This is a genomic window from Bradyrhizobium sp. Mp19 (genome assembly GCF_029952935.1).
In the GTDB taxonomy this organism is placed as follows: domain Bacteria; phylum Pseudomonadota; class Alphaproteobacteria; order Rhizobiales; family Xanthobacteraceae; genus Bradyrhizobium; species Bradyrhizobium elkanii.
The window spans coordinates 36,526-52,277 of record NZ_JASAUT010000005.1 but is presented as its reverse complement, the minus strand read 5'-3'; the positions used below and the strand labels follow the sequence as shown (position 1 = coordinate 52,277).

General features: G+C 66.0%; 13 protein-coding genes and 1 tRNA gene. 6 read left to right on the top strand and 8 right to left on the bottom strand.

Annotated features, from left to right (window positions below; genetic code table 11):
* Positions 1–50: 50 nt before the first annotated feature.
* From QJT82_RS08240 to QJT82_RS08215, 6 genes are all read right to left on the bottom strand, one after another.
* Positions 51–3,560: a PAS domain-containing hybrid sensor histidine kinase/response regulator gene (locus tag QJT82_RS08240; RefSeq protein WP_028338946.1), complete on the bottom strand. Its 3,510-nt coding sequence runs from the start codon at positions 3,558–3,560 to the stop codon at positions 51–53.
* 114 nt (positions 3,561–3,674) lie between these two features.
* A complete protein-coding gene (hemA, locus tag QJT82_RS08235; RefSeq protein WP_028338945.1) occupies positions 3,675–4,904 on the bottom strand; it encodes a 5-aminolevulinate synthase in 1,230 nt (409 codons plus the stop codon).
* 184 nt (positions 4,905–5,088) lie between these two features.
* Positions 5,089–6,153 (bottom strand): MBL fold metallo-hydrolase, encoded by a 1,065-nt coding sequence (locus QJT82_RS08230; protein ID WP_028338944.1) that lies wholly within the window; start codon positions 6,151–6,153, stop codon positions 5,089–5,091.
* 343 nt (positions 6,154–6,496) lie between these two features.
* A complete protein-coding gene (locus QJT82_RS08225) occupies positions 6,497–8,641 on the bottom strand; it encodes a HAMP domain-containing methyl-accepting chemotaxis protein (protein ID WP_028338943.1) in 2,145 nt (714 codons plus the stop codon).
* Positions 8,642–8,893: 252 nt separating this feature from the next.
* On the bottom strand, positions 8,894–9,637 hold the full coding sequence (locus tag QJT82_RS08220) for an outer membrane beta-barrel protein (protein ID WP_028338942.1): 744 nt from the start codon (positions 9,635–9,637) through the stop codon (positions 8,894–8,896).
* Positions 9,638–9,866: 229 nt separating this feature from the next.
* Complete coding sequence (locus QJT82_RS08215) at positions 9,867–10,187, bottom strand: hypothetical protein (protein WP_028338941.1); 321 nt, start codon at positions 10,185–10,187, stop codon at positions 9,867–9,869.
* A 201-nt stretch (positions 10,188–10,388) separates the two neighbouring features.
* On the opposite strand from QJT82_RS08215, the gene QJT82_RS08210 reads away from it, so the two are divergent.
* Complete coding sequence (locus QJT82_RS08210) at positions 10,389–10,514, top strand: hypothetical protein (protein ID WP_259245041.1); 126 nt, start codon at positions 10,389–10,391, stop codon at positions 10,512–10,514.
* A gap of 55 nt (positions 10,515–10,569) precedes the next feature.
* Here QJT82_RS08210 and QJT82_RS08205 read toward each other — a convergent pair.
* Positions 10,570–10,644 (bottom strand) — tRNA-Thr (locus QJT82_RS08205).
* A 132-nt stretch (positions 10,645–10,776) separates the two neighbouring features.
* Here QJT82_RS08205 and QJT82_RS45605 point away from each other — a divergent pair.
* The 5 genes from QJT82_RS45605 (at position 10,777) to QJT82_RS08180 (ending at position 14,955) form a co-directional block, all read left to right on the top strand.
* Positions 10,777–11,154 (top strand): hypothetical protein, encoded by a 378-nt coding sequence (locus QJT82_RS45605; protein WP_338132166.1) that lies wholly within the window; start codon positions 10,777–10,779, stop codon positions 11,152–11,154.
* A 41-nt stretch (positions 11,155–11,195) separates the two neighbouring features.
* A complete protein-coding gene (locus tag QJT82_RS08195) occupies positions 11,196–12,893 on the top strand; it encodes a cyclic nucleotide-binding domain-containing thioredoxin-disulfide reductase (protein WP_051447721.1) in 1,698 nt (565 codons plus the stop codon).
* A 110-nt stretch (positions 12,894–13,003) separates the two neighbouring features.
* A complete protein-coding gene (locus QJT82_RS08190; protein WP_028338937.1) occupies positions 13,004–13,312 on the top strand; it encodes a UBP-type zinc finger domain-containing protein in 309 nt (102 codons plus the stop codon).
* 177 nt (positions 13,313–13,489) lie between these two features.
* Complete coding sequence (locus tag QJT82_RS08185) at positions 13,490–13,990, top strand: hypothetical protein (RefSeq protein WP_035631002.1); 501 nt, start codon at positions 13,490–13,492, stop codon at positions 13,988–13,990.
* A gap of 140 nt (positions 13,991–14,130) precedes the next feature.
* Entirely contained in the window at positions 14,131–14,955 is an 825-nt protein-coding gene (locus tag QJT82_RS08180; RefSeq protein WP_028338935.1) for an alpha/beta hydrolase, read from the top strand.
* A gap of 158 nt (positions 14,956–15,113) precedes the next feature.
* Here QJT82_RS08180 and QJT82_RS08175 read toward each other — a convergent pair whose 3' ends face one another.
* Positions 15,114–15,719: a TetR family transcriptional regulator gene (locus tag QJT82_RS08175; protein ID WP_245288637.1), complete on the bottom strand. Its 606-nt coding sequence runs from the start codon at positions 15,717–15,719 to the stop codon at positions 15,114–15,116.
* Positions 15,720–15,752: the final 33 nt, after the last annotated feature.

The following is a 15,752-nucleotide window of genomic DNA, read 5'->3' as shown; positions in this document are numbered from 1 at the left end:
TCGCATCATGATCCAAAGCAAGATGCGCGCCCGGATTGCGCCGCCGCGCGCTATTCCGCCGCCACCATCTGCTGGGTGCGCCATTGTCCGAGCAGGGCGCGCAGCGAGGCGGGTTTGACCGGCTTGTTCAGCACGGCGATGTTCTCCTCGCGCGCGGCGGCGCGCACCGCGGGGCTGCGGTCGGCGGTGATCAGGATCGCCGGAATGCCGTCACCGAAGCGGCGGCGGATCTCGCGGATCGCTGCAACGCCGTTGCCGCGGTCGAGATGGTAGTCGACCAGCACGCCGGTGACGCGGCCGCCGGCGGCCTCGATCGCGCTGATCGCGCCGTCGGCGTCGAGCACCGCGATCACCTCCGCGTCCCACGCCGTCAGCAGCGTCTTCATGCCGTCGAGAATGGCGGGATCGTTCTCGATGCAGACGATCAGCGAGCCGCTCATCGGCGTCTTCGACAGCGGCGTCGCGGTGGTGACCGCCGCGGTATGGTTGACCGCGGTCGCGACCGGCACGGTGACCGAGAACGCCGAGCCGCCGCTGACATTGGCCGAGATCGCGATGCGGTGGTTGAGCACGCGCGCCAGCCGCTCGACGATCGACAGGCCGAGGCCGAGGCCGCGGGCGATCCGGGCGCCCTGCTCGAGGCGATGAAACTCCTTGAAGATCTCGCCGCGCTTCTGCACGGGAATGCCGACGCCGGTGTCGAAGATGCTGATCTGGAGCGTGGCGCCGCGGCGGCGGCAGCCGATCAGCACGCGGCCGCGCGGGGTATATTTGATCGCGTTGGAGATGAAGTTCTGCAGCAGCCGGCGCAGCAGCGAGCGGTCGGATTCGACCGGCAGCGAGCAGGCCACGAAGCGCAGGTCGAGGCCCTTGTCGCGGGCGATCGGCATGAACTCGATCTCCAGCGAGCGCATCAGGTCGGCCATTCGGAAGCTCGTGATCGCCGGCGTCATGGCGCCGGCGTCGAGCCTGGAAATGTCGAGCAGCGCGCCCAGGATGTCCTCGATCGCCTCGAGCGAGTCGTCGATGTTCTCGACCAGGCGCGAATCCTCGCCGCCGTTCTGGCGCTCGACCAGGCTCGTGACATAGAGGCGCGCCGCGTTGAGCGGCTGCAGGATGTCGTGGCTGGCGGCCGCCAGGAAGCGCGTCTTGGAGGCGTTGGCGTCTTCCGCGATGCCCTTGGCGAGCGCGAGCTCCGAGTTCAGCTGCGTCAGCTCCTCGGTGCGGTCGCGCACCCGCTTTTCCAGGGTCGCATTGGCGCGCTCCAGCGCCTCCGCCGCCTCGAAGCTCGGCGTGACGTCGGAGAAGGTGATGACGAGCCCGCCGCCCGGCATGCGGTTGGCACGCACCTCGATCACCAGATGACGGTCGGTGAAGCGTTCCAGATAGGGCTCGCCCTCGGTGGTGTAGGCACGCAGGCGGGCCTGCAGCAGGCTGTCGCCGTCGCCGGACGCGGGCGGACTGATCGCGCCCATGAATTCGAGGATCTCGGACAGCGGGATGCCGAGCTGCACCAGATGCTGCGGCAGCCCCAGCAATTCGGAGAACTGGCGGTTGGAACAGATCAGCTGCAGATCGGCGTCGAACACCGCGATGCCCTGGCGCACGTGATTGAGCGCGGTCTGCAGGATCTCGCGGTTGAAGTGCAGGGCGGCGTGGGAGTCGTCGAGCAGTTTCAGCGCGGCCTTGGCCGACACCGTGCGCCGTTGCAGCAGCAGCGACATCACGAGGCGCGAGGACGCCGCCCCGATCGAGGAGGCGATCAACCGCTCGGCATGCTGCAGCAGCTCGAAATCGGCCGGTGCCGACGCCAGCAGCATGATGTTGCGGTCGACGGCGAAGGCGGCGAAGGCCTCGCGGGTCCGGTCGGGGCCGAGATATTGCGTCACCGTGCTCTGGATGTCCTCCACCGTCACTGTGGTGCGCCAGCGCCGGAAGCTGGGCGCGATCGGCGCCAGCGCGTTGGGCACGAACACGTCGGCCTGCAACAGCTCGATCGAGGACGGCGCACGCGCCAGCGAGAACAGCACATAGGTGAGGATGTTGAGCGCAAGGCTCCACAGCACGCCGTGCAGCAGCGGCGGCAGGTCCGCGCCGAACAGCGCCTGCGGCCGCAACGCCTCGATCCCGAACGGTCCGTGCTGCAGCAGCATCAGGCCGGTGGTCGAGGTTTCCAGGAAGCTCGGGATGAACAGCGTGTAGAGCCACGTCGCGAAGCCGATCAGCATGCCCGCCATGGCGCCGCGTGCGGTGGCCCTGCGCCAGAACAGGCCGCCGAAGAACGCCGGCGCCAGCTGGCTGATCGCGGCAAACGACAACAGGCCGATCGCGACCAGCTGGGTGTTGCCGAGCGCGCGATAGTAGAAATACGCCAGCACCATGATGGCGAAGATCGAGAAGCGGCGCGCCTTCAGCAGGAAATCGCCAAAGTCCTTCTGGCCGGCGCTGGCATCGTCGCTGCGCGGCAAGACCAGCGGCAGCACGATGTCGTTGGAGACCATGATCGACAGCGCGACGCATTCGACGATCACCATCGCGGTCGCCGCCGACAGCCCGCCGACGAACACGGCGAGGCTGAGCAATTGCGAATTGCCCTCGATCGGCAGCGCCAGCACGAACATGTCGGCATCGACCGCGCCGAACGGGAAGATGACGAGGCCGGCGATCGCGATCGGAATCACGAACAGGTTGATGGCGATGAGGTAGAGCGGGAACAGCCAGCGCGCCCGGGTGACTTCGGCGGGCGTCGAATTCTCCACCACGCTGACATGGAACTGGCGCGGCAGCAGCATGACCGCGCAGAACGACAGCAGCGTCATGATCAGGAAATTGCCGATCGACGGCACATATTCGATCGCGCGCACCGCCTCCGGCGTCTTCAGGGCGCGCTCGTAGAGCTCGACCGGAGAGAACATCCAGAAGGTGACGAAGGCGCCGGCGGCGATGAAGGCGACCAACTTGACGATGGACTCGGCCGCGATCGCCAGGATCAGGCCGTGCTGGTGCTCGGTCGCGTCGGTGTGGCGGGTGCCGAACAGCACCGCGAACACCGCCATCGCCAGCGTCACCATCAGCGCGATGTCACCGATAACGGGAATTTTCGAGAACGCCTGGTCCTCGCTCAGGATGGTCTCCAGCGACGCCGCCACCGCCTTCAGCTGCAGCGCGATGTAGGGCACCGAGCCGATGATCGCGATCAGCGCCACGGTCGCCGCCACCGCCTGGCTCTTGCCGTAGCGCGCGGCGATGAAGTCGGCGATCGAGGTGATGTTCTGCGACTTGGCGAGCGCGATCACCCGGCGCAGCAGCGGCGTGCACAGTCCGACCATCACGATCGGGCCGACATAGATCGCCAGGAAGTCGATGCTGGTGCGGGTGGCGAAGCCGACCGAGCCGAAGAAGGTCCAGGAGGTGCAGTAGATCGCCAGCGACAGCGGAAAGATCCACTGGCTGGCACGGCCGCGCTCGCCCGGCGACGTGCGGTCGCCGCGGCTGGCGATGAAGAACAACAATCCGATGTAGGCGAACGCCGTGGCGATTACGCCCCAGTCGTGCAGCATCGCTGCTTATCTCCGTCCAGGCCGGGGAAGGGGCCGGATACCGGATTATATAACGCAAAGGGCCGGCCGCGCGATGCACGGCCGGCCCAAATTCGGGGTCGGAAACGAATAGGGTTACTCGGCGGCAAGCGACTTCTGGCGCAGCGGCAGGCCGAGCCGGTCCCAGACCTGGAGCAGCGCCTCGGCCAGCGCGTCGATCAGGCCGTCGTCATGGTAGGGCGAGGGCGTGATGCGCAGCCGCTCGGTGCCCTTGGCGACCGTCGGATAGTTGATCGGCTGGATGTAGATGCCGTGGTCCTCGAGCAGCAGGTCGGAGGCGCGCTTGCACTTCTCGGGATCGCCGACGAACAGCGGCACGATATGGGTGTCGCTCGACATGACCGGCAGGCCGGCGGCGGTCAGGATCGCCTTGGTGCGGGCGGCACGGTCCTGGTGGCGCTCGCGCTCCCAGTTCGAGGTCTTCAGGTGCCGGATCGCAGCCGTCGCGGCCGAGCAGATCGCCGGCGGCAGCGCGGTGGTGAAGATGAAGCCCGGCGCATAGGAGCGCACCGCGTCGATAACCTCGGCGCGGCCTGCAATGTAGCCGCCGAGGCAGCCGAACGCTTTTGCCAGCGTGCCCTCGACGATATCGATCCGGTGCATCACGCCGTCGCGCTCGGCGATGCCGCCGCCGCGCGGGCCGTACATGCCGACCGCATGCACTTCGTCGAGATAGGTCATGGCGCCGTATTGCTCGGCGAGATCGCAGATCTTGCCGAGCGGCGCGACGTCGCCGTCCATCGAATAAAGGCTCTCGCAGACGATCAGCTTCGGCCGGTCGGGACCGGCGGCGATCAAGAGCTCCTCGAGATGCGCGACGTCGTTGTGGCGGAAGATCTGGCGTTCGCAGCCGGCCTGGCGCACGCCCTCGATCATCGAATTGTGGTTCAGCGCGTCCGAAAGGATCAGGCAGTTCGGGATCAGCTTGGCGAGCGTCGAGATGCCGGTCTGGTTCGAGACATAGCCCGAGGTGAACAGCAGCGAGGCTTCCTTGCCGTGGAGATCGGCGAGTTCGGCCTCGAGCTGCACCAGCGGATGATGGGTGCCCGCGATGTTGCGGGTGCCGCCGGCGCCGGTGCCGACCCGGGTCGCGGTCTCGACCATCGCGCCGACCACCTTGGGGTGCTGGCCCATGCCGAGATAGTCGTTGGAGCACCAGATCACGACGTTGCGGCTGCCCTTCGGCGAATGCCAGGTCGCGTGCGGGAAGCGTCCCGCGATCCGCTCGAGGTCGGCGAACACCCGGTAGCGCCGCTCGTCGTGCAGGCGGTTGAGGGCGGCATTGAAGAACTGGCTGTAATCCATCGGCAAACCCAGAAAGCGGAACCTGACCGGAATGATTGCTTCTTCTTAGAGCTTTTCCAGCTCTAATGTCCATGCATTGACCCACATCTGGGCATGCGCCGCAGTTGGGCAAATTGCCCTAGCCGGGGCCGTTCGGCTTGATTTCGGTCAAATCGCCGGGCGATGCCTTGCCGCCCGGCCGGGTTCAGGTCGTCTTGAAGCGCAGCATGCCGTCGGCGTGCATCTCGGCCGTCAGGCGGCCCTCGACCAGCATGTAGTTGACATGGGCGACCAGCTCGCCGGCGGCAAAACCCATCTGGTGCTCGTCCAGCACGTGCTTATGGAACACCACCGGCACCAGCTCCTTGGAGGTCTGCGGCACCTCGCGGCAGGCCTCGGCGATCAGCCGGCAGCGCTCCTCGTGGTGATCGGCGAGCTGCTTGATCCGGGTCTTCAGCCCGTAGAACGGCACGCCGTGGCCGGGCAGCACCATCACGTCATAGGGCAGGGTGGTGGTCAGGCTCGCCAGCGACGCCAGATATTCGCCGAGCGAGTTCTGCTCGGGCTCGACCGCCCAGACGCTGACATTGGGCGAGATCTTGCTCAGCACCTGGTCGGCGGACAGGAACAGCTTGTCGGCCGCGCAATACAGCATCACCTGGTCGAGCGCGTGGCCGCCGCCGGTAATCACCTTGAAGCGCCGCGTGCCGATCACGACCTCGTCGCCATGGGTGAGGCGGTGATAGGACGGCGGCAGCACCGACACGCGCTTCAAATAGTCCTGGCCGCGGCCGAGCAGCTTCTCGGTCAGGTCCTCGTCCATACCGTGGCGGCGGAAGAACAGCCGCTGCGCGTTGCGCCGCTCCTCGGTGCCGCGATTCTGGTGATAGACCGACTGCAGATATTCCACCTGCGACATGAACAGCGGGCAGCCGAAGCGCTCGGTGATCCAGCCGGCGAGACCGACATGGTCGGGATGCGAATGCGTCACGATCAGGCGGGTGACCTTGACGTGCTTCAGCGGTCCCTCGAACAGCGTGGTCCAGGCCGCGATCGATTCCTCGTTGCCGAAGCCGGCATCCACCATGGTCCAGCCGTCGCCATCGGCGAGCAGATAGATGTTCACATGGTTGAGGCGGAACGGCAGCTTCAGCCGCGCCCACAGCACGCCGGGAGCCACCTCCACGACCTGGTCGGGGCCGGGATGGTTCTCCCAGGGGTATCGCAGTGCCTCCGCCGAGGAGTGCACGGGGTCGGTCTTCGTATGCATGCTACCGGCTTAGCGGCACACGGCCCGCCGCGCCAGCCGAAAAATCAGATAGTCGTCCGGAGAATACGCTAGGAAGTCGCCGGAATTCCGTAGCCCGGATGAAGCGAAGCGCAATCCGGACAAACCTCCCCTTGAAAAGGGGAGGTCGCTTTGCTCGCAGAGCAAAGCGGGTGGGGATCTGCTCTCTCCACATGGAGCGTCGCCTGCGGCTGAACCCCCATCCCGACCTTCCCCCTTTCAGGGGGAAGGGGAAGACAAATCGTGGTCCCGGATTTCGCGGAGCCTGTCATCGGGCGCGCGTTCGCGCGACCCGTTGGCTTCTCCGGGTTACGGGATATCGTTGCTACGCCGCGCGGATGTTCGACAGGAAGCCGTCGATCTCCGAGCGCAGCACGTCGGCCTCGCGGCGCAGCGCGTCGGAGGCGCTCAGCACCTCGCCGGCGGCAGAGCCCGCCTCGGCCGAGGCGGTGGAGACGCCGACGATGTTGCTCGACACCTCGCTGGTGCCACCCGCCGCATGCTGGATGTTGCGGGCGATCTCGCGGGTCGCCGCGCCCTGCTGCTCGACCGCGGCGGCGATCGCGGTGGTGACGTCGTTGATCTCGCCGATCGTGCTCGAGATGTTGCGGATGGCGGAGACGGCCGTCGTCGTCACCTCCTGCATGCTGACGATCTGCTGGCGGATTTCCTCGGTCGCCTTTGCGGTCTGGCTCGCGAGGTTCTTCACCTCGGAGGCGACCACGGCAAAGCCGCGGCCAGCCTCGCCGGCGCGCGCCGCCTCGATGGTGGCGTTGAGCGCGAGCAGATTGGTTTGCGAGGCGATGGTCTGGATCAGGTCGACCACGACGCTGATGCGTGCGGCATTGTCGGCAAGCCCCTGCATGGTGCTGTCGGTGGCGCTGGCTTCCTCCACCGCCTTGCGGGCGATCTCCGCCGAGGTGACGACCTGGCGGCCGATCTCCTGGATCGAGGACGACAGCTCCTCGGTGCCGGCCGACACCGTCTGCACGTTCACCGAGGTTTCCTCGGCGGCCGACGCGACGGCGTTGACCAGCGCGCTCGACTGGTCGGCGGTCGCCGACATGCTCTGCGCGGTCGACTGCATCGAGTTCGCCGCGGTCTGCAGGCTGCCGAGCGCGCTGCGGACGTTGGATTCGAACGTGACGATCTGCGCTTCCATGCGCGAGGCGCGCTCCGCCTTTGCGCTGCGGTCCTTGTTCTGGTTTTCCGTAAGCTCGCGGCTCTCGACCATGCTCTCGCGGAACACCTGCAGCGCGTCGGCCATGACGGCGATCTCGTCGCGCTGGCGGCTCTGCGGGATCTCGGTGTCGAGGTCGCCGTCGGACAGCAGCTGCATCGAGCGCTGCAGGCCGCGGATGCGGCGCAGGATGTTGCGCCCGACATAGAGCCAGACGAACAGGAACGAGCCGACCAGCGTCAGCGCGCCGAGGCCGATCATCACCATGGTGGCGAGCGAGATCTGCTGCCGCGCCTGGAAGGTCGAACTGTCGGTCTCCTTCTGCACCGCGTCGACCAGCTGCTGGACGCTGATGCCGAGCCCGACATTGAGCTTGCGCGTCTCTTCCAGGATGGTCTGGCCGTAGTCGATCGCGTCGAGCTCCTTCTGGCGGATCTTGAACACGCCGGTCTTGCCTTCGCCGAGCACGAGCAGCCTCGAGGCGGTATCGCGCACCGCGACGATCGCGGGATTGTTCGGCAGGTCCTCGAGGTTGGACTTGACGCGTTCGCGCCCGGCCTTGAACTCGGCCTCGATCGCATCGAGGGTTTCGCTGGAATTGGCCGACAGCGCCGCGGTCATGTCGGCGGCCATCAGATTGCCGGCGGCGAGCACGTTGCTGATCTGGCCGACGGTGCGGGCAGCTTCAGTGGCGTCGTCCGCGGACACCTCGGCCGCGGCGAGGATGGCGTTGAGGCGGGTCTGCGCGTCGAGCATCGCGGGACTTGCGGCGGAGACGAACGCCGCCTGCGCCTTGCGCAGCGCATTGTACTGCTTGTCGCGCAGCGCGCCGACCTCGAGCCGCTCGCGCGCCGCCGAGATCAGGCTTTTGGTCGCCTCGTCGGTGTTCTTGACGTTCTCCTGCAGCGCGCTGACCACGGATTTGTCGGCGCCGAGCTCGATGATCTCGCCAAGCTTGGCGTTGGTGAGCCGCGCGACGTCCTGCACCTTCTTGGTGCGATCGTTCAGCGCGTCGTCGCTCTGCACGGCGAGCAGGCCGGGACCTTGCGCCGCGAGCGAAGCGCTTTGCGCGGCAAGTTGCAGGCTCGCGGCAAGCCGCGGAATATCACGGCCGGAGAGATCGGTCATGGTGCCGCCGAGCTGATGCAGCACGATGCCGGCGCCTGCGCTGATCACCAGCGCCATGCCTGCGATCACCGCGAACGCCGCGAACAGGCTGCCCCTGACGCCCATCTGCGGCAGATGGATACGCTTGAGATTTGGTTTGCCGAGCTTGAACCGAAACGCCATTGCCCCTGTGCCCCCTGGCCCACTACGCTTGGCCACTATCCTTGGCCACTACTCTTGGATGTTTCCCCGGCGCGGGAGTATCGGTGCGGCCGGTTAACAAAATCGGGAAAATTGCGACGATCTGCGGGATTTTTCAGGGCGGCCACGCCGTAGCGCCGTCCTGGTTCGCTGTGCGGAATCGATGCACGTGATCGGACGCAAAAAAGGCCGGCGTGAGCCGGCCTTTTCCACTATCGGTTGTGGGCAGTATTCTCAGTAGCGGCCGTAGGCGGGGCCGCCGAGGTTGCCGAGATTGAAGCGGTAGTTGAGGCCCGCCTTCACCGTATGCTCGTCATTGTGGAAGCTGCCGACCGGCACCAGCGCACCCGGCGCGGTGAAGCGGCTGTCGCCGAAGTCGTAGTATTGGTACTCGACCTTGGCCGACCAGTTCGGCGCGAACATGTATTCGGCGCCGCCGCCGATGGTCCAGCCGTTGCTGTGGTTGTCGCTGAGCGTGAAGCCGACCGGCGCGCCGCCGAGCGTCACCGTTTCGTTGTTGTCGGAATAGGCGTAACCGCCCTTCACATAGATCAGGCCCGGGCCCCAGGTGTAGCCGACGCGGCCGGTGATCGAGCCGATGCCGCGCTGGTTGTTGTTGTAGACGTAGCCGCCCGGGAAGATCGCATTGAGCTGATGGCCGCCGACCCAGGAATACTGGCCTTCGACGCCGATCACCCACATCGGCGACAGCTGCCAGTCGTAGCCGGCCTGCACGCCGCCCATGAAGCGGGCGTCGGAGTCCGACAGCGCGAGGCCGTTGAAGTTGTTGTTCTGGGAGAACACGCCGCCGAGATGGCCGCCGAGATAGAAGCCGGTCCAGTTGTAGAGCGGCGCGGCGTAAACAGGCGCGGGCGCCTTCTGATAGTAGCCACGGTTGAAATCGGCGGCGTTGGCGGTCGCGCCAAAGGCAGCGACGGCAGCCGCGGCGGCTGCGGTTGCGAGCAGGAACGTCTTCATGGGGGCAGTCTCCGGGCAAGTCATGAGGCGCAGCGTGAATGGCGCCATCCATCGCGGATGGGTTAGACCGCATTTGAATAAAATGCAGTCACCCGAACGCTGCTCGGAGCGTTAAGTCGCAGCCTTTGCGGCGAAACGTTTTGTTGTGCCTAACGAACGCTTAAGGTGGAATGAAGCAAGGCTTAACGCGGTGCGCGCGGCGCGCATTTCCCGTTAACCAAGCCGTCGGCTAGGCCAGTCGCTTGCGCACATCGTCGCGCATCTGCTCGCGGAACGCCTGGCGGCGCGCGGCGCGATCCCTGACCGGAACGTCGTGGCGATCGAACACGTCGAACTTCTCCAGGATCGGATAGTGCTCGCTCGCCATCGCCAGCACGCGCAGCAGGGCGGCAACCTTCGGGGTCGGGCCGGTGACTTCCCACCTGCGCAGCTTCTCGGCGCCGCCGGCGGCCGACAGCCCGCACAGCTTCGCCATGTCAGCCGCCGTCAGCTCGCGGCCGAGCGCCTCACCGAGATGTTCGCGCAATTTCTTCAGTTCTGGGCCGGTCACGCTGGGTCCGCTCCGCGATGGCAAATGTGAAGTGAGTCACATGACGTGCTCGAGGTGCGGGCTATACACCGCGCATGCGACTTCTAGAGCTTTTTCCGTTCCGATTGAATCGGAACGGGGCCCTGGATTCTTGTTTTGACGCGTTTTCATCACGCGAACCGGTACCCGCTTCGCTCGAAAACGCTTCTGAAGGAAACCATCATGCACGGCATCATCGAAGGCCTCAGCCCCGAACACGATCAGATCGATTGGAAATGGGTCGGCAGTGTGTTCGCGTTCTACGTCGTGCTGACGATCGGCGGGGCGGGCGTGCTGCTGGCGCATTGATCCAGCGCACGCGGGTGCACCGCGTGCCTACGACTGCCATCGTTTGCGAAGATCCTGGTGCTGCCAGACAGGATTGAACTGTCGACCTCTCCATTACCAATGGAGTGCTCTACCACTGAGCTACGGCAGCATGCCCGGGAAAAATTGAATCGGCCCCAAGGGCCCGTCCAAGCGGGCGGTTCTTGCCACAGGCCTCCCTTTCGCGCAAGCGAAACAGCGTCCCTGTCGCCCTCGAAATCGGCAGAAATCGACGGCCTCGCCGATGATTTCGGCCAATTCGGCCGATTTCGGCCGGATTGGGTTCCCGATCTCTCCGAAACTATCCCGATCCGCGCTTGCCGCCGAATCATATCGCCGCAACTGGCCGACCGGGCAGGGTGCGCGGGCATCCGCCATTGGCTATGCTCGCCTCGCGCCCGGGCGGCGGCGGTTCGAGAGTTTTGCAATGACAGGCGATCAGGACAAGGGCAGCGGGCAGGCCGGAGCCCGCGCGAAGGATTCACGACAGGATCGTCTCAAGCTGGCGCTGCGCGAAAATCTGAAGCGACGGAAATCGCAGGCGCGCGGTCGCGAGGATGTGGCTTCCGAACCAGCCGATGGCTCGCTAGATGACGCCGGCGGAAACGAGCCGCGCCGTTAACCCGGTTCGTGCGCATTGTTATTAGGAAGCGGGTCGCCGATATGGCTGTAGATGAGACGACGATCGATCGGCTGAGCGCAACCGCCTACGCCTTCCCGCGCCATGAGCAGACTTTTCCGACCCTGACCGCGCACGAGATCGAACGGATGCGCCGCTTCGGCGAGCCGCGCGCATACCAGGACGGCGAGGCACTGTTCGAGACCGGCAAGCCCGGGCCCGGCATGTTCGTGGTGCTGTCGGGCAATGTGTCGATCACCCAGCGCGACGGCCTCGGCCATGTCGCGCCGATCATCGACCAGGGACCGGGCCAGTTTCTCGCCGAGATCGGCCAGCTCTCCGGCCGCCCGGCGCTGGTCGACGGCCATGCCGATGGGGTGGTCGAGACGCTGCTGCTGCCGCCCGACCGGCTGCGCGCGCTTTTGGTTGCGGAGGCCGATCTCGGCGAACGCATCATGCGCGCGCTGATCCTGCGCCGCGTCAGCCTGATCCAGGGCGGCGCCGGCGGGCCGGTGCTGATCGGCCCCGCCTCGGTCGGCAACATGGCGTCGCTGCAGAATTTCTTGGCGCGCAATGGCCAGCCGCACCACTTCCTCGACCCCGAGACCGACAAGGATGCCGCCGACCTCGTCGCGCGCTATTCGCCGACGCGCGCCGAGCTGCCGCTGGTGGTCTGTCCCAACGGCACGGTGCTGCGCAATCCGTCCGAGACGGCGCTTGCGATGGCGCTCGGCATGATCGGCAACAGCGCGCATGAAAAACTCTACGATGTCGCCGTGGTCGGCAGCGGCCCGGCCGGGCTTGCCACCGCGGTCTATGCGGCGTCGGAAGGCCTGTCGGTCGCGGTGTTCGATTCCCGCGCCTTCGGCGGCCAGGCCGGCGCCAGCATGCGCATCGAAAACTATCTGGGCTTTCCCACCGGGATCTCCGGCCAGGCGCTGGCCGGACGGGCCTTCAACCAGGCGCAGAAATTCGGCGCCGAAATGCTGATCCCGGTCTCGATCAAATCGCTCGACTGCACGAAAGCGTCCGGCGCATTCGTGCTCGACACCGCGTGCGGGCATACGCTGCGCGCGAAATCCGTGGTGGTCGCCAGCGGGGCGCGCTATCGACGGCCCGAGATCGACAATCTCGATGCCTTTGAAGGCCGCGGCGTCTGGTACTGGGCATCGCCGATCGAGGCGCGGCTCTGCGCCAACCAGGATGTCGTGCTGGTCGGCGGCGGCAACTCCGCGGGGCAGGCGGCGGTGTACTTGTCGGCGCATGCCCGCAGGGTCAACATGATGATCCGCGGCGGCGGGCTCGGGGCCAGCATGTCGCGCTATTTGATCGAGCGCATCGAGGCGACGCCGAACATCGAATTGATGTTCAATACCGAGGTGATCGGACTCGACGGCGCGGAGACGCTGCAGCGGGTGCGCTGGCGCAGCCGGCTCGCGCCGGACGAGTTCACCATGGATATCCGCAATCTCTTTTTGTTTGTCGGCGCCGATCCGGCGACCGGCTGGCTCGAGGGCTGCGGGGTGCAGGTCGACCGCGGCGGCTTCGTGATGACCGGCGTGCAGACCGGCGAGGGCGCGCGCGCCGTGCCGCTGCTGGAGACCACGGTGCCCGGCGTGTTCGCGGTCGGCGACGTCCGCTCCGGATCGGTCAAGCGCGTCGGCGGCGCGATCGGCGAGGGCGCGCAGGTCGTCGCCGCCCTGCACGGCTATCTCGCCGACGCGGGCAGTCCGTCGCTGTAAGTACGATTGATGCGGCAAACGCAAACGTTTCCCCGTCATCCCCGCGCAAAGGCTTCGCCTTTGTCGCTGGGATGACGGGTTGAAGAGGCGCACAAGGTAAGAGGTCGCGAATGACAAAAGGCTGCACCCATATCGCCGGCATTCAGGACGTCATGCCGAGCGCGCTCGGCTGCGAGGAATGCCTGAAGAGCGGCAGCCGCTGGCTGCATTTGCGCATCTGCCGCACTTGCGGCCATGTCGGCTGCTGCGACGACTCGCCGAACCGGCATGCGACGGCGCATTTCCACGCCACCGGCCATCCCGTGATCGAGGGCTACGATCCGCCGGAAGGCTGGGGCTGGTGCTATGTCGACGAGGTGCTCTTCGACCTGTCGAAGCGCAAGACGCCGCATAACGGACCGATCCCGCGCTATGATTGATGAGGCTTCTCGCACGGCGCACGTGCCGCATCGTGTGACAGATGTGCGAAAATTTTCAGCAGTCACCGGCGCCGGCAATTTTTGATGAGATGTCGGCCGTCCTGCCATCGAAGCATGTAGCAATTTTCCGTCACGCATCGTAACCTCGCACGCGGGTCTCAACGGGGAGTGCGCCACATGACGACATTGGTGCTCGTGCACGTCATTATCAGCCTGATTGCAATCGTCGCCGGCGTGCTCGTGATGTTCGGGCTGCTCGGCTCGCGCGCGATGCCGGGGCTGACCGCGATCTTCCTCGCGCTCACGATCCTCACCAGCGCCACCGGATTCGTGATCCCGCCTTTGGTGACCGAGAAGCTGCTGCCGTCGCATATCATCGGCGGGCTTTCGCTGGTGCTGCTCGCGATCGCCTGCATTGCGCTCTATGCGATGCAGCTCAAGGGCGCCTGGCGTCCGATCTATATCGTGACTGCGATGGTCTCGCTCTATCTCAACGTCTTCGTGCTGGTCATCCAGAGCTTCCTCAAGGTGCCGGCGCTGCAGGCGCTGGCGCCGGCCGTGCCGCCGAACCCGCCGTCCGGGCCGGTGTTTGCGGCGGTGCAGGGCATCGTGCTGGTGTTCTTCGCCGTGGTGATCATCGGCGCCTGGCGCCGCTTCAGGCCGGTCACGTTCGCCTGATCCGGGGCGAATGACCTCATTTCGAGGCGACGCGCAGCATAGAAGATGAGGTGCGGTGGCGTGTCCGCGATGTGCCGTCGCCCAAGGTTCGTTCACGCCTGGCGTGTCCGGAATGACGATCAGCTGAAGGAGTGCTTCCAATGCCCACCATCACCACCAAAGACGGCGTCGAGATCTTCTACAAGGATTGGGGTTCGGGGCAGCCGATCGTGTTCAGCCATGGCTGGCCGCTGTCGTCGGACGACTGGGACGCGCAGATGCTGTTCTTCGTGGGGCGCGGCTTTCGCGTCGTCGCCCACGACCGCCGCGGCCACGGCCGCTCCGCCCAGGTCGCCGACGGTCATGACATGGATCACTACGCCGACGACCTCGCTTCCGTCACCGCGCATCTCGACCTGAAGAACGCCGTCCATGTCGGCCATTCCACCGGCGGCGGCGAGGTGGTGCACTACATTGCGCGCCACGGCGAGAGCCGGGTGGCGAAGGCGGCGATCCTGAGCGCGGTGCCGCCGTTGATGGTGCAGACGGCGAACAATCCCGGCGGCCTGCCGAAGTCGGTGTTCGACGGCTTGCAGGCCCAGCTCGCCGCCAATCGCTCGCAATTCTACCGCGACCTGCCGGCCGGGCCGTTCTACGGCTACAACCGGCCCGGCGCAAAATCGTCGGAAGCCGTGATCCAGAACTGGTGGCGGCAGGGCATGATGGGCGGCGCCAAGGCGCATTACGACGGCATCGTCGCGTTCTCGCAGACCGACTTCACCGAGGATCTGAAGAAGATCAACGTGCCGGTACTGGTGATGCATGGCGACGACGACCAGATCGTGCCCTACGCCGACTCCGCCCCGCTCTCGGCCAAGCTTCTGAAGAACGGCACGCTGAAGACCTATAAGGGTTTTCCGCACGGCATGCCGACCACCGAAGCCGAGACGATCAACGCCGACCTGCTGGCGTTCATCAAGGGCTGAAGGTGAGAGAGGCTGTGCTCTGCGCCGCGCGTCTCAACATTGCGCAGCCTCAATCCACCTCGCCCGGTGGCTTACTCCTCTCCCCACAAGGGGGAGGAGTCCGAAGCATGCGCTCGCCTTACGAGGACTATGTTTCAGAAGCGCCGTGATCGGCTGGCTCACTCGAAAATCGCGCGGATCGCTGCGAACAGGCGCTTGGCGACCAGGTCCGGCTTCTCGCGGGCGCCATCGTCGGCCCAGAGCTCGCTGCCGACGCGCATCGCGCCGGTCGTGATCATCGCGACCAGCCGGGCTTTCATCCGGTCGTTCTTGTGGTTGGCGCGCTTGAGCAACGCGTTGGCGAGCTCACGCTCAAGCCTTTCATATTTGGCCTGATCGCGCGCTTGCAGCGCTGGATTGTCGCGCTTCAGCCGCGCTAGCGCGACCGCCTCGCGCGGGTCGATCTGCTTGACCATGTCGGCGATGGCGTTCTCGGCGGCCTGCAGCATGGATTCAGTGGCCGGGCGCGCCGCAACGGCTGCGATCAGTGCCGCGGTACCGTCCTCCTGCCAGGCCAGCACCACGTCTTCCTTCGAGGCGAAATAGTGAAAGAAAGTGCGGCGCGAGACGTCGGCGGCGGCGACGATGTCGTCGAGCGTGGTCGCCTCGAAGCCGCGCTCGAGAAACAGCATCATCGCCGCCTTGGTCAGCCGCTCCCGGGTCTCCTGCCGCTTGCGTGCACGCAGGCCCGCCGCCGGCGGCGGGCGATTCGCTTTGGATTGCATCGACTTGACCGGTTTCTTGGCCGATTTCCTGGC

Bases quoted from the DNA above. Each gene is read 5' to 3' on its own strand.
- QJT82_RS08180 (WP_028338935.1), top strand. From the start codon at position 14,131: ATGCCCACCATCACCACCAAAGACGGCGTCGAGATCTTCTACAAGGAT.
- hemA (WP_028338945.1), bottom strand. From the start codon at position 4,904: ATGGATTACAGCCAGTTCTTCAATGCCGCCCTCAACCGCCTGCACGAC.
- QJT82_RS08225 (WP_028338943.1), bottom strand. From the start codon at position 8,641: ATGGCGTTTCGGTTCAAGCTCGGCAAACCAAATCTCAAGCGTATCCAT.
- QJT82_RS08185 (WP_035631002.1), top strand. From the start codon at position 13,490: ATGACGACATTGGTGCTCGTGCACGTCATTATCAGCCTGATTGCAATC.
- QJT82_RS08175 (WP_245288637.1), bottom strand. From the start codon at position 15,719: ATGCAATCCAAAGCGAATCGCCCGCCGCCGGCGGCGGGCCTGCGTGCA.
- QJT82_RS08220 (WP_028338942.1), bottom strand. From the start codon at position 9,637: ATGAAGACGTTCCTGCTCGCAACCGCAGCCGCCGCGGCTGCCGTCGCT.
- QJT82_RS08240 (WP_028338946.1), bottom strand. From the start codon at position 3,560: ATGCTGCACGACTGGGGCGTAATCGCCACGGCGTTCGCCTACATCGGA.
- QJT82_RS08190 (WP_028338937.1), top strand. From the start codon at position 13,004: ATGACAAAAGGCTGCACCCATATCGCCGGCATTCAGGACGTCATGCCG.
- QJT82_RS45605 (WP_338132166.1), top strand. From the start codon at position 10,777: ATGATTTCGGCCAATTCGGCCGATTTCGGCCGGATTGGGTTCCCGATC.
- QJT82_RS08195 (WP_051447721.1), top strand. From the start codon at position 11,196: ATGGCTGTAGATGAGACGACGATCGATCGGCTGAGCGCAACCGCCTAC.
- QJT82_RS08230 (WP_028338944.1), bottom strand. From the start codon at position 6,153: ATGCATACGAAGACCGACCCCGTGCACTCCTCGGCGGAGGCACTGCGA.
- QJT82_RS08210 (WP_259245041.1), top strand. From the start codon at position 10,389: ATGCACGGCATCATCGAAGGCCTCAGCCCCGAACACGATCAGATCGAT.